Raw genomic sequence first — 23999 nt, 5'->3', positions numbered from 1 at the left:
CGAACGCCCTGATCGGCAATTGGCCGCGCCACCGGCTCCCATGCTTGTATCCCGTGCCGTGGCGAAGAGGTTGCCCCCCTGATGATTCGCCACATGAAATGTGTTCACACGAAGGGAAACCCCCCATGGACTTCACCTCCCAGGTTGAGACCCGCGAGATCTCCGACGCGGACCTGGACAACGTCTCCGGCGGTCTCGTGGGCGGCCTCGTGGCCAGCGCCACCGGCACCGTCGAGTCGATCGCCCCGGTCGCCGGCACCGTCTCCGGTGTCGTCGGCACGGTCGAGGGCATCTCCGGCGTCAACACCGGCGCCGTGACCGGCCTGGCCACCGGCCTGATCGCGGGTCTCTGACACAAATGGATCCGCGGGTCCCGGATGCCTCCCTTCCGGGACCCGCGGACGCCATTGCGGCCTTGTGTCCCAATGGCGAGGGATGCGGCTGAGGGAAGAGTTCCGTGCAGTTTCGCCAAAAGGCCCTTGCCAAGCTCCAATCACCGGAGGCGCTCGATCTCCCGGTGCGTTTCGCGCGCCCGCAGGGCCGTCTCGTACTGGCCGTCGCCATTCTCGTGATCGCCGCCGCGAGTTCCTGGGCGGTAAACGGTTCCGTGTCCTCGAAATTGAGCGTACCGGGAATTATCGGCTACGGGCAGGGCAGTTACGTCCTGCAGAGTCCGGTCGCCGGACAGGTCACCCGGGTCCTCGCCGAGGAAGGGCAGCGCCTGCCCGCCGACGCCCCTCTGCTCAACGTCCGTACGGCGCGCGGCGACACCGTCGTCCGCACCGTGGCGGCGGGCCGGGTCACCGCCCTGGTGGCCTCGATCGGCACCGTCGTCACCGTCGGCGCGGACGTGGCGGCCGTCGAACGCGTCGCCCGCACCGGCGACCCGCTCGTCGCGACCCTCTACGTCCCGGCGACCGGTGCCTCCTCTGTACCGGTGGGCGCCGCGGTTGACCTCACCGTCGAGTCCGCGCCCCAGGCCCGGTACGGGGTGCTGCGCGGCCATGTGCAGACCGTCGGCCGCACCTCGCGCACCGCCCGGCAGATCGCCGCCGACCTCGGCGACCCCCAGCTCGCGGCGCAACTCACCCGCGGGGGACGCCCGGTGGCCGTCGTCGTGAGACTCGACGCTTCCTCCCGCACCCCGACCGGATACCGCTGGTCCAAGGGCGACGGTCCCTCGTACGAGCTGGACTCCATGACCCTGGCCACCGGCGCCGTCCACCTGGCCGCACAGCGCCCGATCGATTGGCTGCTCCCTTGACCGCGCCGACCGCCCGGCCCCAGCAGCGGCCGCTGCCGCCCGACGGCCGCCGCAGACACCGCCCCGAGCCCGCACGCACCCGCCGGCAGCGTCCGCGCCGCAGGCCGCGCACCGTCCGCACGCCGACCGTGCTGCAGATGGAGGCGGTGGAGTGCGGCGCGGCCTCCCTGGCGATGGTGCTCGGCCACTACGGCCGGCACGTGCCGCTGGAGGAACTGCGCATCGCCTGCGGCGTCTCCCGCGACGGCTCCCGCGCCAGCAACCTGCTCAAGGCCGCCCGCGGCTACGGCCTGCAGGCCAAGGGCATGCAGATGGAGACCGCGGCCCTCGCCGAGGTGCAGGCACCGGCCATCCTCTTCTGGGAGTTCAACCACTACGTCGTCTACGACGGCACGGGCCGCCGCCTCGGCCGGCGCGGCGTCCACGTCAACGACCCCGACAAGGGGCGGCGTTTCGTTCCGGTGGAGGACTTCGACACCAGCTTCACCGGTGTCGTGCTCACCTTCGAGCCGGGCCCGGACTTCCACCGCGGCGGCCGCAGGCCCGGCGTCCTCGGCGCCCTTCCGGCCCGGCTGCGCGGCACCAGCGGCACCATGCTCGCCGCGCTGGTGGCCAGCCTCCTGCTGGTCGCGGTCGGAGCAGCGCTGCCCGCGCTCAGCCGCACCTACATCGACCTGTTCCTGATCGGCGAGCAGACCTCCCTGCTGGGCGTGCTGTTCGCGTCGATGGCCGTCCTGGTCGCGCTCACCGCCGCGCTCACCGCGGTCCAGCAGTCCAACCTGCTGCGCGGCCGCATCATCTCCTCCACCCTCGGCAGCGCCCGCTTCCTGCGCCACCTGCTGCGGCTGCCGGTCACCTTCTTCACCCAGCGCAGCCCGGCCGACCTCGTACAGCGCCTGCAGTCCAACGACGCGGTCGCCGAGACCCTCGCCCGCGACCTGGCCGCGGCGGCCGTCGACGGCGTCGTCGTGGTGCTCTACGCGCTGCTGATGTGGACGTACGATCCCCAGCTCACCGTCCTCGGGGTGGGGATCGCCCTGCTCAACGCGGTCGCCATGCGCGTGGTGACCCGGCTGCGCGCCACCCGGACGCAGAAACTTCGCGCCGACAGCGCCCGGCTCACCAACACCTCGTACACCGGCCTGCAGTTGATCGAGACGATGAAGGCCACCGGGGGCGAGAACGGCTACTTCCGCCGCTGGGCCGGGCAGCACGCCTCCACCCTGGAGGAGCAGCAGCGGCTCGGCGTGCCCAGCGCCTGGCTGTCGGTCGTCGCCCCGACGCTCGCCACGCTCAACAGCGCGCTCATCCTGTGGATCGGCGGACTGCGGGCGGTGGAGGGTCACATCTCGATCGGTCTGCTCGTCGCCTTCCAGGCCCTGGTCACCCGGTTCACCGCGCCCATCACCCGGCTCAACGGCGTCGCCGGCCGCATCCAGGACTTCGCCGCCGACGTGGTGCGGCTCAAGGACGTCGAGAACTTCCCCGTCGACTCGCTGTACGCGCGTCCGGAGTCCGGGGCGAGCAACCGCCGTCTGAGGGGCCACGTCACGCTGGAGGACGTCACCTTCGGCTACAGCCCCCTCGACAAGCCGCTGCTGTCCGGCTTCTCGCTCTCCGTCGCCCCCGGCCGCCAGGTCGCGCTGGTCGGCGGCTCGGGCAGCGGCAAGTCCACCGTCTCCCGGCTCATCGCGGGGCTCTACAGCCCCTGGGAGGGCACGATCCGCATCGACGGGACGCGCCTGGAGGACATCCCGCGCGGCGCGCTGGCCGCGTCCGTCTCGTTCGTCGACCAGGACGTCTTCCTCTTCGAGGGCACGGTGCGCGACAACGTGGCGCTGTGGGACCCCTCCATCCCCGACGGGGACGTGGAGGCAGCGCTGCGCGACGCCTGCCTGTACGAGGTGGTCGCGCGGCGCCCCGGCGGCCTCCACAGCCGCGTCGAACAGGACGGCCGCAACTTCTCCGGCGGCCAGCGGCAGCGGCTGGAGATCGCCCGGGCCCTGGTCCGGCGGCCCAGCGTGCTGGTGCTCGACGAGGTGACCAGCGCCCTCGACGCGGAGACCGAGCAGGCCATCATCGACAACCTGCGGCGCCGCGGCTGCGCCTGCGTGGTGATCGCGCACCGGCTCAGCACGGTCCGCGACAGCGACGAGATCCTGGTCCTCGACCACGGCACGGTCGTCGAGCGCGGGCGCCACGAGGAACTCATCGCCGCGGGCGGCGCGTACGCCGCACTGGTCAAGGAGCACTGAGTTGACCCCCGTGGAGCCCGGCACCGCCGCCGACGACCCGGTCCTGGCCGCCCTCGGCGGGCTGGGCACCCCCCTCGACTGCACCGGCCTGCGCAGCCTCCCGCTGGAGGGGCCGCACGTGCTGTGGCTCGTGGTGGCGGGCGCGCTCGACCTGTTCGCGGTCGACGCGGCCCAGCAGGGCCACTGGCACTACCTGGGCCGCCTGGAACCCGGCACCCTCCTGCTCGGCCCGGTCGAGGGGCCCCGGCACACCCTCGTCGGCCGCCCGCTGCAGGGCTGCCACCTGCGCCGCGTCCCGCTGCGCGAGCTGTACCGGCCGCCCCACCCGCAGCAGGCGGCGTACGGCGACGGCTGGGACCGGCAGGGCCCGTACGGCGCCGGCCACGACACCCGGGAGCTCGCCCTCAGCCTCCTCGAGCACGCCTTCGCGCTCGGCGTCGGCCGCAGCCAGCGCGTGCTGTACGAGGCCCCGTTGACCGGCCGCGCCACCGGCGCCGAGCACGTCGCCGACGACGACATCCTGTGGCTGCCGGTCCTGCCGGGCAGCGTGCAGTACGGTGCCGCGTACTCCGCGGAGGCGGCGGGCGACCTGCTGATCGACGGCACGATGTGGCAGAGCATGGTCAACCAGCAGTACCGGTTGCTGTCCACGCTCGACGGCTGGATCGAGGGCATGGAACGCGCCCACGAGGACCGTACGGCCGCGGGCATCAAGGCCGGGGAGGCCGTCCGGGAACAGGCGGACCGCGATCTGCTGGCCTCCATCGCCACCTCCCGCAAAGCCCCCTCGCGTACCGCCGCGGCCCCTTCCGACGACGCGACGTACGCCGTCTGCCGCCAGGTCGCCGAGGCCGCCGGGATCACCCTCGTCCCGCCCTCGCGCAGCGGTGCCGTCAGCGACCGCATGGACCCCGTCGAGCGGGTCGCGCTCACCTCCGGCATCCGCAGCCGCCCGGTGCGCCTCGACGGCGAGTGGTGGCGGGAGAACACCGGCCCCCTCGTCGGCCGGCGCGCCGCGTCCGGCGCGCCGGTGGCCCTGCTGTGGCGGCGCGGCGGCTACGAGGCGGTCGGGCCCGGCGGCGGCAGCCGCGTACGGGTCGCCGAGTACAACGCGGAGGACTTCGAGCAGCGCGCGGACATGCTCTACCGGCCGCTCCCCGAACGGGGAGCCGGGCTGGCGCGGCTGCTGCGCTTCAGCCTCCGGGGCTCCACGGGCGATCTGCGCAACCTCGTCCTCAGCAGCATGGTCACCGTCGGCCTCGGCGCGCTCGTGCCCATCGCGACCGGGCAGGTGCTGGGCACGTACGTACCCGACGCCGAGAGCGGGCTCATCGTCCAGGCCGCGCTCGCCGTCGCCGTCACCGGCCTGGTGTGCGCCGCGTTCATGCTGACGCAGAACCTCACCGTGCTCCGCATCGAGGGCCGTATCGAGGCCACCCTGCAGCCCGCGGTGTGGGACCGCCTGCTGCGTCTGCCGACCGGGTTCTTCGCCGGGCGCTCCACGGGTGAGCTCGCCAGTGCCGCGATGGGCATCAGCGCCATCCGCCGCGTGCTCGCGGGGGTCGGCCCGGTCGCGGTCCAGGCGACGACGGTCGGCGCGATGAACCTCGTCCTGCTGCTCCTGTACAGCGTCCCGCTGGCGCTCGCCGCCCTCGGCATGCTCGTCGTCATCGGCGTCCTGCTCCTCGGGCTCGGCCTGTGGGAACTGCGCTGGCAGCGAAGGCTGGTGGAACTCGGCAACAAGCTCAACAACGAGGCCTTCCAGACCCTGCGCGGCCTGCCCAAGCTCCGCGTCGCCGCCGCGGAGAGCTTCGCGTATGCCGCGTGGGCCCGCCGCTTCGCCCGCAGCCGCGAACTCCAGCGGCGGGCGGGCCGCATCAAGAACATCACGACCGTCCTCAACGCCGTCTACCTGCCGCTCTGCTCCCTCATCATGTTCATGCTGCTGGCCGGTCCGGCCCGGGGCTCGCTGTCCGCCTCCGGCTTCCTCACCTTCAGCACCGCCATGACCATGCTGCTGACCTCGGTCACCCAGCTCACCGGGGCGCTGCTGTCGGCCGCGGCGGTGCTGCCGATGTACGAGCAGGTCAAGCCGATCCTCGACGAGGCCCCCGAGGTGCGCGGCGGCAGCACCCAGCCCGGCGTCCTCTCGGGGGCGATCGAGGCCCGCAACCTCTCCTTTCGCTACTCCGACGACGGCCCGCTCGTCCTGGACGACGTCTCCCTGCGGGTCGGGCCCGAGGAGTTCGTGGCGATCGTCGGCCCCAGCGGCTGCGGCAAGTCCACGCTGCTGCGCCTGCTCATCGGCTTCGACCGGCCCGCCTCCGGCAGCGTCCTGTACGACGGCCAGGACCTGGCCGCCCTCGACCAGGGCGCGGTCCGCCGCCAGTGCGGCGTCGTGCTGCAGAACGCCCAGCCGTTCACCGGCTCGATCCTCGACTGCATCTGCGGCGCCGAGGCGTACTCGCAGGAGGAGGCGATGGAGGCCGCCGCGATGGCCGGTCTCGCCGAGGACATCAAGCGCATGCCCATGGGCCTGCACACCATGATCGCGGGCGGCAGCACCATCTCCGGCGGCCAGCGCCAGCGCCTGATGATCGCCCAGGCCCTGATCCGCCGGCCCCGCGTCCTCTTCCTCGACGAGGCCACCAGCGCCCTCGACAACGAGACCCAGCGCATCGTCATCGACAGCACCCGGCGGCTGCGGGCCAGCCGTGTGGTGATCGCCCACCGGCTCTCCACCGTCCTGGACGCCGACCGCGTCGTGGTGATGGAGGACGGGCGCGTCGTGGAGGAGGGCCGCCCCACCGACCTGCTGGCGAACCCCGGCGGCCGGCTCCGCGAGCTGGTCCGGCGTCAGATGAGCTAGGTCAGGGCGACCGCTCCCCCGTACCGTGCGGACGCCGGCGTACGGCTGACGCGGCGTCTCGACGGGCTTCCGCTCTCGTCCGTTCCGGATCGGGCTCGCGAGGGCTCCTGCGGCGGCGGAGCCGAGGGGGACGTATCCGCGCTTGCCGTATGTGACGACGACCGTACGGCCTGCGGATGCGGTCCCGGATCCCTGGCGAGCGAGAGCAGTTGGCCCACGCGCACGGGAGGTACGTTCCGGTGCACTCGCTCAACCGTGAACGTCCTCACGGTGTCGGCATCCCGACACCTGTCCGTAAAACGACAGACGGCCGGGTACGCAAGCCGCTGAGGGTCTCGGCAACGTGCCACCTCCCGAGAACCCCTCGATCAGCACCCAGGAACACGGACCGAACCACCCCCTCCCGTATCCGAGTTTGCGCTGCTCACAGCCTCGAGAGGCTCGAATACGCGCACCTCTGCGGTCGACCGGACGGCCTTCCCGTCGGGCGGAACCCACCGCGCCCGCGGCGGCGAAACTCCCCCAACAGGCGGCCTCGGCAACACCGGGCGGGACGGATCGTCATTCGAACGTGATCTTCCTGTAATCGCCCGGAGGTTGGGTGTGACGGACATTCACACCGTTCACTTCATGGGAGGAGACTCGTGGTCTCGAGCGCGAGCCTTCGACGACGACGCCGCATCGCCGTGGCGTCGGCAGTCACCGTTTTCGCCACCATATTCAGCGGCTTGGGGAGCATCGGGCCGGCCGCGGCACAGACCGGGGCTCCGCTGCCGGACCTGAAGCTGGGTCAGTACGACCACTCCCGAGCCGCCCTCACGGGCGGCGGCGCCCTGCACACCGCCGCGCAGCCCGACACCATCAAGGGGCAGTACGTCGTGCGGCTGCGGGAAGCGCCCGTCACGTCGTACACGGGCGGCGTCGAGGGACTCGCGGCGACGAAGCCGACGGCCGGGCAGGAGCTCAGGCCTCATTCGGCCGCGGCCGAGAAGTACCGGCAGCACCTGGGCGAGGCGCAGCGCGACGTACTCGGCGACTTCGGTGTGCGGGCTCAGCGGACCTACACGACCGCCTTCAACGGCTTCTCGGCCAAGCTGACCGGCGCTCAGGCCGGCAAGCTGTCCAAGGACCCGCGCGTCGCGGCGGTCACCCCGGCCCGTCTCGTGAAGGCCGACGCGGCGACGACCCCGACCCCGCAAGCGGCGCAGCACCCCGCACAGGCACCGACGGCGGCGCAGACGGCGGCGCAGACCAAACCGGTCCACGGCTCCAATACGGTCATCGGCGTGATCGACACCGGAATCTGGCCGGAGAGCGCCTCCTTCGCCGCCACCATGGCGGCGCCCGCGGGCTGGCACGGCACCTGCCAGACCAGTGCGGACTTCCCCGCCACCGCCTGCAACGGCAAGATCGTCGGGGCACGCTACTTCGCCGACGGGTGGCTCAGCGCCTACGGCTCGCTGCCCGAGGGCGAGAGCCTCTCGCCCCGGGACATGATCGGACACGGCACCCACACCGCCTCCACCGCGGCGGGTCTTCCCGTCAAGCACGCGATGGTCCTCGGGCATGACTACGGCGCGATCTCCGGAGTGGCGCCCGACGCGCGGATCTCCGTGTACAAGGCGCTGTGGGGCGGCTCGGGCACGGACGCCGACATCATCGCGGCGATCGACGCGGCCGTGGCGGACGGCGTCCAGGTCATCAACTACTCGATCGGCACGTCGATGGGGGACTACCAGCCGAACAGCCCGATCGGGAACGCCTTCCTCAACGCGTACCTCGCCGGGGTCTTCGTCGCGGCATCCGCCGGCAACGACGGCATGTCCGGAATGATCAGCAACGCCGAGCCCTGGGTCACCACGGTCGGTGCGACGGTGGAACGCTCCCACGAGGCCACCGTTCGACTCGGCGACGGCACGCGCATCGTCGGCACCTCCATGGACCGACTGCCGTCCCGCCGCAGCACACCGATCGTCTTCGCCGACCAGGCCGGATCGCTCGACGACGGCGCGCAGTACTGCTGGTCCGGAAGTCTCGACCCCGCCAAGGTCAAGGGCAAGATCGTGGCCTGCGACTTCATCGACTCCGTCGACGCCGTGGCGACGGTCAAGGCCGCCGGCGGTGTCGGCGTGGTGCTCTTCCAGTCGACCGGCAACACACGCCTCAACGTGATCTACGACTTCCCGACCGTCTACCTGTGGAGCGCCGAACAGGCGGGCAAGCTCTTCAACTACCTGTGGGCGCACCGTACCGACGGGACCGCCTCGCTGGCCGAGGGCGGTGACGGCAAGAGCGTCGTGGGTCTGCCGAGCGTGGCAAGCCTCTCGTCCTACGGCCCCGACCAGACGCACACCGGACTCCAGAAGCCCGACCTCGTCGCGGACGGCATCGACGTGGTCGCGGCGGTGTCGCCGATGGCCGGCGGGCGTCTCTTCGACGCCTACTCCGGCACCTCGATGGCAGCCCCGCACGTGGCCGGCATGGCAGCACTGCTGCGCACCCGGCACCCGAAGTGGTCGCCCGGCGCGACCGCCTCGGCACTGCGCACCACCGCCGCCGACACCAAGGGCACGAGCAGCCCCCTCCGCCAGGGCTCGGGCATGCCGCGGACCTCGTCCGCCGACGACCCCGGGCTGGTGATCGAACCTTCGGCGGCCGAACTGACCGCCTTCGCGGCCGCGGCGACTCCGGACGGCAAGGAGATCAACCTGCCGTCGATCGCGCTGCGCGAGTACGACGGGACGAAGCCGGTACAGCTCACGCGACGCCTGACCAACGTCGGCACGCGGACCGAGACGTACACGGCGCACGTCGACGGGCTCGCCGGGATGAAGGTGACGGTCAGCCCCCGGACGATCTCGGTGAAGCCCGGCGCCACCGCCAAGGTGACCATCACCCTGGAGCGCGGCACCGCGACCTGGGACCGCTACACCACCGGCTCACTCGTCTTCAGCAGCGCCAAGCACCGCGTGCGCCTGACCGTCGCCGGCCGCCCGTGGGGCTTCACGCCGCGGCCGTACGACGACACGGGAATCGAGTTCGGCCGTACCGGCGGCCAGGGCCAGGGATTCCTGGAACCGGGCTTCACCGGACCGCTGGCCGGCCGCACCACCGGCTACACCCCCGTGACCTGGACCGACAAGAAGCTCACGACCACGGTCAGCGGCGGCGTCTTCTCCCCCGGCGGGGTGGGCACTCAGGGCACGAAGATCGTCGTGCCGCGCGGCTCGGCCGGACTGGTCGTGCAGACGGCCTCGGACGACCCCGGCACGAATCTCGACCTCTACCTCTACAAGGACGGCAAGCTGGTCGATCGAAGCTGGGCATCGTGGCACAGCAGCGAGCGCAGCGCCCGGTTCTTCCCCGAGCCCGGCGTCTACACCGCCTACGTGCACGCCCAGACGGCGACCTCGACCGACGTTCCCTACCGGCTCGGGGTGACCGTCGTCCCTGAGAACGGCGACCGGCGCAACGCCACCTTGACCACACCGGCCAAGGTGGAGCGGGGCGGGTCCGCACAGGTGACGCTGAACCCCGTGGGTCCGCAGCCCGACGTCGAGCAGTGGGCGTACACCGAGTTCCGCACCGGCCGGACCGTCGTACCCGGCCTGCTGATCAGTTCGCGCTGACCGCAGACCGATGCGCTGACCGGCCCACACGCCGAGCGGGGGCCGGCCTTCCCGAAGGAAGGCCGGCCCCCGCGCGTGTGCACGATGCACCCCGCGTCATGCGGCTCGGCCGTTCGTCACGTCACGGCGTCCGGTTCGTCAGGGGACGACGATGACCGGGCGCTGGGCGCTGCGCGCCAGGCGGTCGGAGATCGAGCGGAAGAGCCTGATGCCGGCCGCGCGCCCGCTCCCCACGATGATGGCGTTCGCCCGGTACTTGCGCCCGGCCTTCTCCAGCTCGTCCGCGACGGCCCCCTTGCGGTGGATGAGCGTCCAGGGCAGCCCCGACAGATGGTCCTCGCGGGCGAGCTGCCGCAGGAGCGTGTGCGTGCCGGCGTGCGGACCCCTCCCGCCGCCCGCGTCGTCGTAGCCCAGGAGCGACGCGACGGGGTTCTCCTTCGCGACGTGGACGATGAGGAGTGCCGCGCCGGTGCGCCGCGCCATCCCGGCCGCGTACGACAGCGCCCGCCTGCTGGTGGCGGAGCCGCTGTATCCGACGAGCACCCCGTACCTGTCGACGGACGTGTGGAGCCCGCCGGTCACGGGGGCCGGCTGCCCCGCGGTGGACGACCGCGGCAGGGGATCGTCGCCGAGGGGTCCGGGAACGCCATGGCCTGCCATGAGAAACCTTTCGGGGCTGAGCTGAACGGCTGTGCTGAACGGGAGACGGCCTCGGGAACCGGAGGAGGTCACACGAGGACGACCGGGCATCCACCGCTACCGACCGGCGCCACCCGCGAAGTGTGACAACCCCGGCACTACGGGACGGGACGGCGCGCCCGCCGGCGCCGTGTTCGCCGCGGTGTGTCACACGCGCGCGGGACGCCCGGTCTCAGTGGAGGTAGCAGAGCCCTGTCCCCCTGGAATGTGAGGAAAGACACCGTGAGCGAGGAAGCGGTTCGCGGGAGGCGCGGCGCGTCGTCCGCCGTGGGGACGGGAGCGGCGTGAGCGCGCCGCAGACCGCAGGCACGGCATGGCGGCGGCGGATGGTCGCCCGCGTCGCCGACGAGAAGCACCGCACCGCCACCGCGCTGGAGCTGTTCTTCGACCTCTGCTTCGTCGTGGCCGTCGCCCAGACGTCCGCCGCGTTCGAGGAGGAACTGGCCGCGGGACATGTCGGCGGCGGCGTCCTCGGCTACGCGCTGGTGTTCTTCGCGATCTGGTGGGCGTGGATGAACTTCACGTGGTTCGCCTCCGCCTACGACACCGACGACATCCCGTACCGCCTGCTCACCGTCGTGCAGATCGGCGGTGCCCTCGTCATGTCCGCGGGCACCGCGGCCGCCCTGCAGGACGGCGACTACACGGTCATCACCTGGGGCTACGTCGTGATGCGGCTCGCCATGGTGAGCCAGTGGCTGCGGGCCGCCCGCTCCGACCCCGAGCGGCGCCAAAGCTGCCTGCGGTACGCCGCCGGGATCCTGGTGGTGCAGACCGGCTGGCTGGCGCACCTCGTCGTGCCCGGCGACCTCCGCCTCCCGGCGCACGCCGTCCTCGCGCTGGCGGAGCTCGCCGTCCCCGTCTGGGCCGAGCGGGCGGCCAACACCACCTGGCATCCGCGCCACATCGCCGAGCGCTTCGGCCTGTTCACCCTGATCGTGCTGGGCGAGTCCATCACGGCCGCCGCCGGGGCGGTGCGCGCCGCCCTCGACACCGACGCCACGTTCGGCGACATCGCCACGCTGGTACTGGGCGGCACCCTCACGGTCTGCGCCCTGTGGTGGCTGTACTTCGCCCAGAACGCGTCCCGCCGCCTGGGCAACTTCACCACGGCCACGCTGTGGGGCTACGGCCACTACGCGGTCTTCGCCTGCGCCGCGGCGGTGGGCGCCGGACTGGCCGTCAACGTCGCCCAGGCGACCGGGCACGGTCATCTGACCGCGTACGGCGCGGCAGCCGCCTACACGGTGCCCGTCGCCGGATTCGTGCTGTCCGTGTGGCTGCTGCACCGTACGGCCGCCGCCGGGCACCCCACCGCGCCGGACGTGGTGCACGCGCTCGCCGTGGCGGCGATCCTGGCCGCCACGTTCGCCCCCGCTCCGGTCCTCGTGACCGGCGTCGTCGCCGCGCTCCTGGTCGCCGCGACCTGTGTGCCGCGCGAGCGCGGCGGCATACGGGCGGCGGCGGCCTGAACGGGCGCCGCCGACGGAACCCGTCCCGCGGCGGCGGCGTCCAACCGCCATGACCATCAGGCACTTCGCTCGCGCCACCGCCCTCGCGGCTCTCGCGGCCACCGCTGCCGCGGCCGTCCTGACGGGCTGCACCGGCCGGGACCCCGCCCCCGTCGCGCGCCCCACCGTCGCCGGGCATCCCACCACCACCGCGGCCGCGACCGTCATCCCCTACGAGCTCTACACCCACTGCGGCATCGACGAGGCCCGGATCGGCTCCACCTACTTCGAGGCCGAGACCCCGCTCTCCGACGGCTCCTTCAATCCCCCGCCGGGCTGGGACAACCCCACGCAGCACGGCACGATGACGCTGCTGTCGCCGACGGAGGCGGTCTTCACCGACCCCAAGGGCCACGAGGTGCGTTTCCGGGCGCGGAAGGGGGCGGACGACTTCAAGCGCGTCTGCGAGTGACGGCCGTGAGCCGTCACGACACGGCCCAGGTCGAGAAGATGTGGAGCGCCGCCTCGATCCGGCCCCTCTCCGCCTCGCCGGGCTCTCCGGCGAACCGGACGAAGACCACGGCCGAACCGGGGTCGTCGGCGACGAGCAGCGTCAACGGGACACGGCCGGACAGCGGGTGGGCGTACCAGCCGTCGTGACGTTCCGCGTCGGTCGCCGGGAGGGCGCCGTCGATCGCCTGCCAGTCCCAGTCGTCGAACGCGTACCCCGTGAAGTGCGCCACCGCCTCGCACAGGGGCCGCAGGTTCGTCTCGAAGACCCAGTGACCGGTGAAGACCCGGTCGTCGTCCCCAGTGGTCAACTCCCACCCCCCTGCGCCCGTGTCCTGAGGGAACCATGGTGGACCGGGCTCAGCAGTAGGAGTTCCAGCCGGAGCGGTAGCCGTCGCGGTAGCCGCGGCGGTATTCGGAGTTCCAGCTCTGGGGGCGGTAGGAGTCCCACTGGTTCCGGCAGCGCGGGCGGGAGCGGGCGTCGTGGCGTCCATCGTCGCGGCCGTCGCGGTAACCGCGCCAGTACCGGGTGCCCGCCTGCGGGGCGAGGGTGCCCGCGGCCTGCGCCTGTACGGTGCCGGCCGTGGCGTGACCGGCGGTCGCGGCCTGCGCGGGCGCCGCCGGCAGGACCGCCAGGGCTCCTACGGCCACCGGGCCTGCGAGCAGTGCGAGGAATCGCTGTGCGCGCATGGCTGTTCGTCCTCTCGGAAGCGTACGGGGTGGGTGCCTCGTCCCTGGTCAGGCCCAAATCCGGGTGTCAGGTGCGCCTTTGGGGAGCGGCGGGGCACCGGCTCGAAGGGGCGGATCGCGCCCACCCCCGACCGTATCGAGCCGGATTCAACATGTCCACTTATGGAGTAATCTGCCCGATATTTTCTTGCGGGCGCGCACCGTCCGTGACCCCTCCGTCACCATCGGCGGTCCCGACAGGGCCGGGCCGCTGTCCGGGCTGGTGACAGGGCCGGAAGCCTTCGTCCCAGGGCAGCGGATCGGGACGGCGGTACCACCACCAGCCGCGCCCGGCCGGGTCGTCGCCCCCGGTGATCTCGCGGGCGAGGCGGTGTTCCGGGTCCTCGACGGTGTGCGCCAGGAAGAGTTCGTCCAGTCCGGCCAGCGCGGCCCGGAGCGCGGTCGCGTCCTGCGGGGGCAGTTCGGCCTCGGCGACGGAGAGTCGGTCGCGGGCCTCGAGGCGCCAACCGTAGAGCTTGGACGGGTACCATCCCGCGGGCCGCCATGCGTCGGCCATCGTCCGGACGAGCATTTCCCACGCCCCCAGGCTGTCGACGGCAGGCTCCTCCCGCTCCCCCACAAGCCCATCCCGGAAGGCATCGGCTACGGGAGTGGCCACCCGCAGGTCGTAGACGGCTTCCGGGATGCGTATCACCCGAACGTGCGGCAGCCGGGCCACCGGCGCCTCCACCGCGTCCACGAGGAACTCGTCCGGGTCGTCCGTGTCGGCCACCCTGGCCCGCGCCACGACTCCCTCCGGGGTCGCCACCCAGTAGGCGCTCGGCCGGACGCCCTCCGCCGGGAAGAGGACGGCCGTACGCAGCAGTGCCGCCAGCGCGGCCGCGAGGTGGTGCTCGGCGGGCTGGTCGGCCACTGCGTCCAGGGCGTAGACGTCCAGTGACAGCGCCACGTCACCGAACCGCTCCTCGGTGGTGCACGTCACCAGCGCCCCCCAGTTGCGGTCGAGCTCGCCCTCGGCGGCCACGTCGACCTCGGCCGGCGGCACGCCGAATGCCTGCGCCAGGGCGGCGGCAACGGCTTCGGCGGACGGCCGGTCGACGAGGTGGAGGATGTACATCGGCGTCCTTTCCCGGAAAGAAGAAGCCCGCCGGGCACGCACGCGGGAGTGCGTGCCCGGAGGGGCCGGCCGTCAGGCGCCGGGGGTGCGGTCCGGCGCCGGGACCGTGCGCTGGTGCGGCAGCGTTATCCCGTCGGGCTGCTCCTGACGCAGCACCACGTTCCGCGTCGGGAAGGAGATCTCGATGCCCTCCTCCTGGTAGCGGCGGTGCAGGCGCTTGATGAACTCGTGCTTGATCCGGTACTGCTCCCCGTACTCCGAGGTCCGCAGGATCACCGAGAAGTCGATCCGCGACTCGCCGAAGGTGTGGAAGCGGACGACCGAGTCGTGCTCGGGGATGCCGCCCTCGACGTGCGCCATGACCTGACCGGCGACCTCGATGGTCACCCGCTCCACGTGCTCGAGGTCGTTGCCGTAGCCGACTCCCGCCTGGACGATCAGCGACATCTGCTGCTCGGGCTGGTGGAAGTTGGTGGCGATCGCGCTCGCCAGCTTGGCGTTGGGGATGATGACCAGGTTGTCCGACAGCTGGCGCACCACGGTGTTGCGCCAGTTGATGTCGACGACGTAGCCCTCCTCGCCGCTACTGAGGCGTATGTAGTCGCCGGGCTGCACGGTCTTGGACGCGAGGATGTGGACGCCCGCGAAGAGGTTGGCGAGCGTGTCCTGCAGGGCCAGGGCGACGGCGAGACCGCCCACGCCGAGGGCGGTGATCAGCGGCGTCACGGAGATGCCCAGGGTCTGCAGCAGGACCAGGAAGCCCACCGCCATCACGGCGACACGGCTGATGTTGACGAAGATCGTCGCGGAGGCGGCCACCCCGGACCGGGACAGCGCCAGCGACCGCACCGTCTCGGCGACCATGCGGCCCGCGGCTATCGTGGTCGCCAGGATCAGCACCGCGACGAGCACCTGGGCGACCGTCCGGTCCACGACGCGGGTCAGCGGCAGCGCCGCGGCCCCCACCCAGGCACCCGCCGCCAGCGCCGCCCACGGCACGACGGTGCGCAGTGCGGCGACGACGATGTCGTCACCGCCCCACCTGGTGCTCCTGGCGCGCTCGCTCAGCCACTTCAGGGCCAGCCGCAGCAGCAGCCCCGCCAGTGCGCCGGCGGCGATCGCCGCACCGGCGACGATCAGGTCGTGCAGCGTGAGGGCGCGGTTCACCGGTCGCCTCCCCACGTGCGTACGGATTCGCCCACGGGGCGCGGGGGATGCTGTGTCGTCACTGGTCGCCTCATCGTTCGGGGGACGTTCGGGGGACGTTCGAGGGAACCGCGCCGAACAGGCGTTGTCCTGGCGCGATCTGACACATCCTGCCGCAGCGGTGAGGCGGCCCGCATACGGCCCCCACCCCTGCGACCCGATCCCGCGAAGATCGCGGCGGCCGGACCCGGCGACCCCGGGCGTGGCGGTATCCTCCCTGGTCACGATGCCCGATGCCCGATACCCGACGCCCAACGCCCCGCCCCGCCCCCGCGCGGACGAGGGGGCGGGGCCGGGCGCGCCGCTAGCGGGTCACCGTGCCCGCCGGGGCCGGTGCGTACCCGGCGGGGCGGGTGGTGAAGGTGCCGCGGCCCTGGGTGCGGCTGCGCAGCCGGGTCGCGTAGCCGAACAGTCCGGCCAGCGGCACCGTGGCCGTGACGACTGCCGTGCCGGAACGCGTCGTGGAGCCGGTGACGCGGCCGCGGCGGGCGGCGAGGTCGCCGAGGACGGTGCCCACGGCGTCGTCGGGGACGGTGACCGTGAGCTCGACGACCGGTTCGAGCAGGGCCATGACGCCGCCGCGCAGGGCCTCCCGGAGCCCGAGGCGGCCCGCGGTGCGGAAGGCCGTCTCGGAGGAGTCGCGGGAGTGCGTGGCGCCGTCGGTCAGGGTGACCCGTACGCCCGTGACGGGGTGGCCGCCGAGGGGGCCCTCGGCGAGGGCGTCCCGGCAGCCGGCCTCGACCGCGCGGACGAACTCCTTCGGCACCCGCCCGCCGACGACCGTCGAGGCGAACGCGAACGCGGACTCCGCGTACGGCTCGACGTCCAGGACGACGTGCGCGAACTGGCCCGCGCCGCCGTCCTGTTTGACGTGCCGGTAGACCAGCCCCGGCACACCGCGGACGAGTGTCTCCCGGTAGGCGACCTGCGGCCGCCCGACGCGGACGTCCAGCCCCCGCTCACGGCGGATCTTCTCCACCGCGACCTCCAGATGCAGTTCGCCCATGCCGGACAGGACCGTCTGGCCGGTCTCGGGATCGGTCCGCACGGCCAGCGACGGGTCCTCCTCGGCCAGCCGGGCCAGCGCCACCGCCAAGCGTTCGCCGTCGGTGTTGCGGGCGGCCTCGACCGCGACGAAGACGACCGGCGCGGCCGCGGAGGGCGGTTCGAGGACCAGGGGTGCCCCCGGGGCGCACAGGGTCGCGCCCGCGGCGGCGGACTTCACCCCGGCCACCGCGACGATGTCCCCGGCGACCGCGGCGTCGACGTCGACGTGCCGGTCCGCCTGGACCCGCAGGATCCGCCCGATCCGCTCGGTGCGTCCGGCGCGCGTGTCCAGCACCGCGTCCCCCTTCCTGATCGTGCCCTCGTAGACCCGCAGATGGGTCAGCCGCCCGGAGGCGGTCACGTTCACCTTGAACACCAGCGCGGCGAACGGCGCGGCCGGGTCGGCCGCCTCCCGTACCGCCGGGACGTCCAGCGGTGACGGCAGGTAGTCCACCACGGCCTCCAGCAGCGGCTCGATCCCGCGGTTGCGGTACGCCGAGCCGCACAGCACCACGACGCCCCCGCCCGACAGCGTCAGTTCACGCAGCGCGGAGCGCAGCGTCGCCTCCGACAGCGCGGACCGTTCGCAGAACTCCTCGAGCGCAGCCGGGTGGAGCTCCGCCACCGCCTCCTCCAGCGCGCGGCGGCGCCGCAGCGCCTCCTCGCGCAGGCCGTCGGGTACGGAGCCCTCGGCGTACGTGCCCTGACCGTCCGGCCACACCAGGGCGCGCATGCGCAGCAGGTCCACGACGCCCGTGAAGCCGTCCTCCCGGCCGATCGGCGCCTGCACGACGAGCGGCACGGTGTGCAGGCGTTCGCGCAGGGAGTCGACGGCGGCGTCGAGGTCGGCGCCGGCGCGGTCCAGCTTGTTGACGAACGCGATCCGCGGCACGCCGTGCCGGTCGGCCCGCCGCCACACCGACTCGCTCTGCGGCTCGACGCCGGCGACCGCGTCGAAGACGGCGACGGCGCCGTCGAGGACGCGCAGGGAGCGTTCGACCTCGTCGGAGAAGTCGACGTGGCCAGGGGTGTCGATCAGGTTGAGCCGGTGGCCGTCCCAGTCGCAGCTGACGGCCGCGGCGAAGATGGTGATGCCGCGGTCGCGTTCCTGCGGGTCGAAGTCGGTGACAGTGGTGCCGTTGTGGACCTCGCCGCGCTTGTGGGTGGCGCCGGTGAGGTAGAGGATCCGTTCGGTGACGGTGGTCTTGCCCGCGTCGACGTGGGCGAGGATGCCGAGGTTGCGGACGGCGGTCAGCGGATTGACGGTGCGCATGGCCCGGTGGCCTTTCGGGTGATCCGAACAGTGGGCGGCGCGGTTCCCGGACGAGGCGGCCCGAGGGCGGGCCGTGGCGATGCCCCCGCGCACGGCGGTAGGGACCCGGGACGTGGCGGGGCGTACCCGGCCGTCGTCCCCGGCTCCGCCGGTGCGGGAGGGGTCAGTCGGTCGTCGCGGACTTCCGGTGCCGGCCGCGCAGCGGGCACCGGGCCGGCGAGGACACCAGGATCACCTCATGCCGTGACGGGGGCACGACGGCTGCGGTACGCCAACACACGGCCGGGCTCCCTTCGTTCGTCACGGACGCGCCGCGCTGTCAAGCGGCGCGCGATGGACGTGAGTGTAGGGGGCGGGACGGGCACGGGGCACCGGGTTTTTCCGGGGCGGTCGCGAGGCGTGCCGACCGCGTCCTACCGGCCGGAACCACAGGCGCCCGGCCAGTCGTAGCCGGGCAGCAGGTGCCGCCAGCGGAGGGCGTCCGAGGGTCCGGCCAGGCGGCACAGGACGGCGGTGCGGTGGCGGACGTCCGGGTCCCAGAGGCGGATCGTGCCGTCGTTGCCGGCGCTGGCCACGGTGGCGCCGTCGGGGCTGAAGGTGACGCTCCACGCGGCGCGGGCGTGCCCGGTGAGGGTGGCGGTCAGGCTCCGCGCCGACGGGTCCCACAGCCGTACGGTGCGGTCGTTGCCGCTGCTGGCGAGGGTCCGGCCGTCGGGTGACCAGGCGACGCCCCGGACGGAACCGGTGTGGCTGGTGAGGACCCCGGCGGGGCGGCCCCCGGGGGCGTCCCACAGGCGGACGGTGCCGTCATTGCCGCTGCTGGCGAGGGTCCGGCCGTCCGGGGCGAAGACGACGCCCCGGACGGACCCGGTGTGGCCGGTCAGCACGGCCGCGCGGCTCCCCGTCGCCGGGCGCCACAGGCGGAGCGTCAGGTCGTCGCTGCCGCTGGCCAGCAGGCGGCCGTCGCTGCTGAAGGCCAGGCAGTTCACGAAGTCGGTATGTCCGGTGAGGGTGGCCGTGGTGCGCCCGGTCGCGGTGTCCCACAGGCGCACCGTGCGGTCGGAGCCGCCGGTCGCGAGGGTGCGCCCGTCGGGGCTGAAGGCGAGCGCGAAGACGGCGCCGTCGTGGCCGCGCAGCACGGCGCGGCTCCGCCGGGTCCGGGGGTCCCACAGCCGTACGGTCCGGTCGGCGCCCGCGGAGGCGAGCAGCTGGCCGTCGGGGCTGAAGGCGACGTCGTAGACGGGGCCGCTGTGCCCGGTGAGGGTGTACGCGGGGGTGTGGCGGGCCATGTCCCAGACCCGTACGGTGCCGTCGCCGCCGGCCGAGGCCAGGGTGCGGCCGGCGGGGTCGTAGGCGGCCTTCCAGACCTCGGTGACGGGGGCGGTGTCCAGTGTGCTGCGCCTGAGGTCCCACAGGACGACGGTGCGGTCGAAGCCCGCGGTCGCGAGGAGGTCTCCGTGGGCGGCCACGGCGACGGAGAGCACGTAGTCGGTGTGGCCGGTGAGGGTCTCGACGGGCAGGTGGGTGTGGACGTCCCAGCGGATGACGGTGCCGTCGCCGCCCGCGGAGTCGACCGTGTGGCCGCCGGGCCCGAAGGAGAGCCCGTTCACGTCGTCGTCGTGCCCGGCGAGGGTGGCGGTGCGGCGCAGTGTGGCGACGTCCCGCAGGCGTACGGTGCGGTCGGCGCCGCCGCTCGCCAGGGTGCGGCCGTCCGGGCTGAAGGCGAGGGCCAGCACGTCCCCGCTGTGGTCGCGCAGGACGGCGCGGCTCCGCCGGGTCCGGGGGTCCCACAGGCGCACCGTGCGGTCGGCGCCCGCAGAGGCGAGCAGCCGGCCGCCGGGGCGGTAGGCCAGGGCGAGGACCTCGTCGGTGTGACCGGTGAGGACGGCCTCGCGGCGTCCGGTCGCGGCGTCCCACAGCCGTACGGTGCCGTCCGCCCCGGCGGAGGCCAGGGTGCGGCCGTCGGGGGCGAACGCCACAGCACGCACGGGTCCTTGGTGGTCCGTCAGTACGGTGACGGTGCGGCGCTCCGGCACGGACCACAGCCGCACGGTGCCGTCGGTGCTCGCGGAGGCCAGCAGCCGGCCGTCCGGGGAGAACGCCACCGACCGCACGGGGCCGCGGTGCCCGGCGAGGACGCCCGCGGCGGCGCCTGCGGCGACGTCCCACAGCCGCACCGTGCGGTCGGAGCCCGCCGAGGCCAGCAGCCGGCCGTCGGGTGAGAACACGACCGCGTTGACGGCCGCGGTGTGGCCGGTCAGCCGTCCGGCGAAGGCGTTGGCCTGGGTGCTGAGCAGGGCGCTGCGGGCCTCGGTGGTGGGGGCGGTGCGGTACGCGGCCTCGGCCAGCAGCATCGCTGCCTCGGGGCGTCCGGTGGCCAGTTGGGCGGAGCGGGCGGCCATGGCCTGGGAGAGGGCCGTGGCGCGCTGCCGGTCGGCGCCGAGCCGCTGCTCGACGGCGACGCCGCCCGCCAGCACCGCCAGCACCAGGAGGACGGCGAGCACGACCAGCCCGGTCCGCTGCTGCCGGGCCCGGCGCCGTACGAGAGTGCGCCGCAGGTCCTCCTCGTGGGCGGAGGCGGCGAGGAAGTCCGTCTCGACCGGGCCGAGTTCGCCGTCGCGGCGGCCGGGTCCCGCGGCCCACTCGCGGGCGGCGGCCAGCCGTGTGCCGCGGTGGAGCAGGGCCGGGTCGCGGTCCTCGCGTTCCCATTCGCGGGCGGACGAGGCTAGTTGCTGGTGCAGCAGCAGGTCGGCGCGGGCCGCGTGGATCCAGGTGCGCAGGCGCGGCCAGGCCCGCAGCAGTGCCTCGTGGACGATCTCGACGTGGTCGGTGCCGACGGTCAGCAGGCGGGCGGCGACGAAGGCGTCGAGCGCGGTGCGGGCGGCCGCGGCGTCCGGCAGCCCGTCCAGCAGGTCGGCGGTGCCGCGCGGACGGCGCGACTGCTCGTTGTCCTCGCCGACCCGGACCAGCCGCAGCAGCAGTCTGCGGGCGGCGAGTTGCTCGGCCGGGGAGAGGGCGGTGAACAGCGCCTCGGCGGCGGTCGCGACGGAGCCGTGGATGCCGCCGGCCGCGAGGTAGCCGGCGACCGTCATGGTGTGCCCGGTGCGCTGCCGCCAGGTGGCCATCAGGGCGTGCGCGAGCAGCGGCAGCGCACCGGGGTCGCCGCCGGGCGGGGCGGCGCCCGCCGGGTGGCCCGCGGCGTCCGCCGTGCCGAGGTCCCGCAACAGGACCTCGACCAGGCCCGGTTCGAGTTCGGTGCCCTCCTCCATGGCCGGCCGCACGATGCACTCGCGCAGTTCGTCCGGGCTCATCGCGCCCAGTGCGAACAGCCCGTCGCTGATGACGGGGACGAGTGCGGGGTACTCCAGGCAGCGTCCGGTCACGTCGGCCCGGATCCCGAGGACGACGAGGGCGCCACCGGTCGCGGCGAGCCCGGTGAGGGCGGCGATGAAGGAGCGCCGCTCGGCCTCGTCGTCGCAGAGGGTGAACGTCTCCTCGAATTGGTCGACCACGAGGACGCATCCGGTGTGCGGCGCGCCGTCCTCGTCGTCCCCCTCGGAAACCCGGAGGGAGACGACGAGGGCCGCGGCACGCGCGGAGGGCGGCGCCTGTTCACCCGGGGCCACCGGGGCTGCGCCCGTGGCGTGCGCCAGCGCGTGCGCGAGGGAGTCCAGGGGCCGCGCGGTGGGGGTGCAGACGGCGACCGGCCAGTGGCCGTACGGGCCCCCGGCCAGGGCGGGGAGCAGCCCGGCCCGCAGCAGCGAGGACTTCCCGGCCCCGGAGGGGGCGACCACGGCCAGCGGCCCCTTGCCGGCCCGTCGCCCGAGGCGTTCCACCAGGTCCGCGACGGCGCGTCCGCGGCCGAAGAAGCGTCCCACGTCCTCCGTGCCGTACGCGGACAGCCCCGGATAGGGGCAGTGCGCCGCCTCGTCACCGTCCCCCGGCGGGCGGGCACTTCCGACCGCGGGCTGCGGCGGCAGCAGGGCGAGCAGCGCGCCGCCCGCGTCCAGCGCCTCGTCGCAGCGCCGGGCGACGTCGGCGTTGACCGGTTTGCCGCCCGTCTCGATCTTGCTCAGGTACCCCTTGCTGTAGTGGGTGCGCCTGGCCAGCGCCGACAGCGACAGGCCGCGCTCCAGGCGCAGTTCGCGCAGTGCCGGGCCGAAGTGCCCGTTCGGCCTGTGTGGTGTCCGGTCCCGGTCCATCCCGTCCCCGCCGCGTACGGCGCGGAGGGCGCCGTTCCCTGTCTCGGGCCGCCTCGCCGGCGTGCCCGTCGGAAGGTGAGGAGTGCGCCGGGCGGGGCGTGGTTCCCAGGGTCGCGGGGGAAGGGGTGCGCACGGTCGAGAAATGGCCACGGGCCGGCGGGCCCCACCGCCCCCGTGAGCGGTGGGACCACGCCGGCCGTGGCGGACCGGGGTCGCTCAGATGGCGCCGCCCGGAGCGCCGCAGCTCGGCACGCCGGACAGCCAGGCGTCGCCGCGCATGTAGATGTTGCTGATCCAGCCCTGGTACTCCGGCAGGTACGACCAGGCGTCGTTGGTGTAGCCCTCGGCCGTCACCTCCTCCGCGTGCTTCTGGCAGGACACCGCGACGTCGGTCGGACCGGCGAACCGGACCACCACGGCGGACCCGGTGGACGGGTAGGCGTGGACCGCCACTCCGGTGCCCCAGGTGCCGTATGGGCTCGCGCCGGCCGGCGTGGAGGTGCCCTTGCCGTCGCAGGCGGGGATCCCGGCGAGCCAGGCGTCGCCGCGCATGTAGATGTTGGTGATCCAGCCGCCGTACTGCGGCAGGTAGGACCAGGCGTCGTTGGTGTACCCCTCGGACGTCACGCTCTGCGCGTGCGTCTGGCAGCTGACGGCGACGTTCGTCGGGCCGGCCAGCCGGGCCACCGTGGTGCCGGTGGTGGTGGACGGCTCGGAGCGGATCGCGACGCCGGTACCCCAGGTGCTGTAGGCGCCGCCCTGTGTGACCCCGCCGCCGCCCCCGGAACCGGTCTGCGGGTCGTAGGCGGAGCCGGTGCAGGTGGGCACTTCCGGCAGCCAGGCGGGCCCTCTCAGGTAGATGTTGCTGATCCAGCCGCCGCGGTTGGACAGGTACGTCCAGGCGTCGTTGGTGTAGCCCTCGGCGGTGACGTTCTCCCCGTGCTGCTGGCAGGTGGCGTACACCAGGTCCGGCCCGGAGAGCCGGGTCACCAGCGCCGCCGTCTTGTTGGGGTGCTGCCGCACCGCCACGTCGGTGCCCCAGGTCACCTGGAGGGTGCCGTCGTAGCCGGGCGGCTCGGTGAAGGGGCCGCCCTGCGGCATGCGCGCCGCCCCGACCAGGCGGTTGTTGTCGATGCGCGCGTTGATGTCGATCACCCGCATGGGGCGCTGCGACTGGTACGCCTCCACGACGTACCCGTCGCCGAGGTAGAGCATCACGTGGCTGATGCTGTCGACCGTGCCGCCGACACCGGTGAAGACGATGTCACCGGGCTGCAGGTCGGAGACGGCCGGCTTGCCGCCGCCGCTGCCGTGGACCGCCTGGTAGGTGCGCCCGGCGCTCCGGTACATCGCCTCGGCGGTGCCGCCGCCGAGGATGTCCCACCCGACGGCCTTGTACCAGGCCCAGCGGACGAACCCCGAGCAGTCGAAGCCGCGGGTGTACGGGTCGTTCCAGGTCTCTTCCAGGTCGTGGATGTCGATGGTGCCGTAGCTGATGCCGGGCGCGGGGCCGTGCCCGCCGCCCCACGTGTACAGCGTGCGGTTGCGCCACTCCTGGCAGGCCGCGTCCACGGCCCGGTGCGCCTCGTCGGAGGCGATGCCCTGCAGGCTGCACCAGTTCTGCTCCCCGGTCCCGGCCGCGCGGGCGGCGGCGGCCGGAACGAGCGCGAGGAGCAGGGCGGTCACCAAGGCGGCGACCAGCCCGGCTCCCCAGCGTCGTGCTCTCATGCGGTCTTCCCCCCAGGACGGGGCGGCGCCCGGCGCCGCCCTCGGTCGCGTGTCGGCCC

15 protein-coding genes are annotated in these 23999 nt (G+C 73.5%); 7 read left to right on the top strand and 8 right to left on the bottom strand.

The annotated features are described in order from the left end of the window. Nucleotides 1-125 precede the first annotated feature (125 nt). From CHF15_RS30005 to CHF15_RS29985, 5 genes are all read left to right on the top strand, one after another. Nucleotides 126-353 carry a type A2 lantipeptide gene (locus CHF15_RS30005; protein ID WP_089227040.1) on the top strand — a complete coding sequence of 76 codons (228 nt, stop codon included), beginning with the start codon at nt 126-128 and terminating at the stop codon, nt 351-353. Nucleotides 354-457: 104 nt separating this feature from the next. After that, on the top strand, nt 458-1264 hold the full coding sequence (locus tag CHF15_RS30000; RefSeq protein WP_089227039.1) for an HlyD family efflux transporter periplasmic adaptor subunit: 807 nt from the start codon (nt 458-460) through the stop codon (nt 1262-1264). Next, nucleotides 1261-3519, top strand: coding sequence for an NHLP family bacteriocin export ABC transporter peptidase/permease/ATPase subunit (locus CHF15_RS29995; RefSeq protein WP_089227038.1), 2259 nt, complete (start codon nt 1261-1263; stop codon nt 3517-3519). Before CHF15_RS30000 ends, CHF15_RS29995 begins: the two co-directional genes overlap by 4 nt. A gap of 1 nt (nt 3520) precedes the next feature. Then, entirely contained in the window at nt 3521-6388 is a 2868-nt protein-coding gene (locus CHF15_RS29990; RefSeq protein WP_089227037.1) for an NHLP bacteriocin export ABC transporter permease/ATPase subunit, read from the top strand. Between the two features lie 728 nt (nt 6389-7116). Then, a complete protein-coding gene (locus CHF15_RS29985) occupies nt 7117-10017 on the top strand; it encodes a S8 family serine peptidase (RefSeq protein WP_245939101.1) in 2901 nt (966 codons plus the stop codon). Nucleotides 10018-10155: 138 nt separating this feature from the next. Here CHF15_RS29985 and CHF15_RS29980 read toward each other — a convergent pair whose 3' ends face one another. After that, nucleotides 10156-10677: a universal stress protein gene (locus CHF15_RS29980; protein WP_179280026.1), complete on the bottom strand. Its 522-nt coding sequence runs from the start codon at nt 10675-10677 to the stop codon at nt 10156-10158. 323 nt (nt 10678-11000) lie between these two features. On the opposite strand from CHF15_RS29980, the gene CHF15_RS29975 reads away from it, so the two are divergent. Together CHF15_RS29975 and CHF15_RS29970 are read left to right on the top strand one after the other, a co-directional pair. After that, entirely contained in the window at nt 11001-12188 is a 1188-nt protein-coding gene (locus CHF15_RS29975; protein WP_089227034.1) for a low temperature requirement protein A, read from the top strand. A gap of 49 nt (nt 12189-12237) precedes the next feature. Beyond that, entirely contained in the window at nt 12238-12639 is a 402-nt protein-coding gene (locus tag CHF15_RS29970; RefSeq protein ID WP_089227033.1) for a hypothetical protein, read from the top strand. A gap of 13 nt (nt 12640-12652) precedes the next feature. On the opposite strand, the gene CHF15_RS29965 is transcribed toward CHF15_RS29970, so the two are convergent. The 7 genes from CHF15_RS29965 to CHF15_RS29935 form a co-directional block, all read right to left on the bottom strand. Continuing rightward, nucleotides 12653-12988 carry a hypothetical protein gene (locus tag CHF15_RS29965; protein ID WP_089227032.1) on the bottom strand — a complete coding sequence of 112 codons (336 nt, stop codon included), beginning with the start codon at nt 12986-12988 and terminating at the stop codon, nt 12653-12655. A 49-nt stretch (nt 12989-13037) separates the two neighbouring features. Then, on the bottom strand, nt 13038-13367 hold the full coding sequence (locus tag CHF15_RS29960) for a hypothetical protein (RefSeq protein ID WP_089227031.1): 330 nt from the start codon (nt 13365-13367) through the stop codon (nt 13038-13040). 160 nt (nt 13368-13527) lie between these two features. Beyond that, nucleotides 13528-14484, bottom strand: coding sequence for a hypothetical protein (locus CHF15_RS45120; protein WP_179280025.1), 957 nt, complete (start codon nt 14482-14484; stop codon nt 13528-13530). Between the two features lie 72 nt (nt 14485-14556). Beyond that, the gene (locus tag CHF15_RS29950; protein ID WP_089227030.1) at nt 14557-15651 is read right to left on the bottom strand and encodes a mechanosensitive ion channel family protein; all 1095 of its coding nucleotides are present in this window, start codon (nt 15649-15651) and stop codon (nt 14557-14559) included. 343 nt (nt 15652-15994) lie between these two features. Beyond that, nucleotides 15995-18010, bottom strand: coding sequence for an elongation factor G (gene fusA, locus CHF15_RS29945; protein ID WP_089227029.1), 2016 nt, complete (start codon nt 18008-18010; stop codon nt 15995-15997). A 413-nt stretch (nt 18011-18423) separates the two neighbouring features. Further along, nucleotides 18424-22212, bottom strand: coding sequence for an nSTAND1 domain-containing NTPase (locus CHF15_RS29940; protein WP_089227028.1), 3789 nt, complete (start codon nt 22210-22212; stop codon nt 18424-18426). Between the two features lie 216 nt (nt 22213-22428). Beyond that, entirely contained in the window at nt 22429-23940 is a 1512-nt protein-coding gene (locus CHF15_RS29935) for an NlpC/P60 family protein (RefSeq protein ID WP_089227027.1), read from the bottom strand. Nucleotides 23941-23999: the final 59 nt, after the last annotated feature.

The organism is Actinacidiphila glaucinigra, assembly GCF_900188405.1.
Classification (GTDB): Bacteria; Actinomycetota; Actinomycetes; order Streptomycetales; family Streptomycetaceae; genus Actinacidiphila; species Actinacidiphila glaucinigra.
Note: the sequence above shows the minus strand (reverse complement) of the source record. Positions and strands in the feature narration are given on the sequence as shown.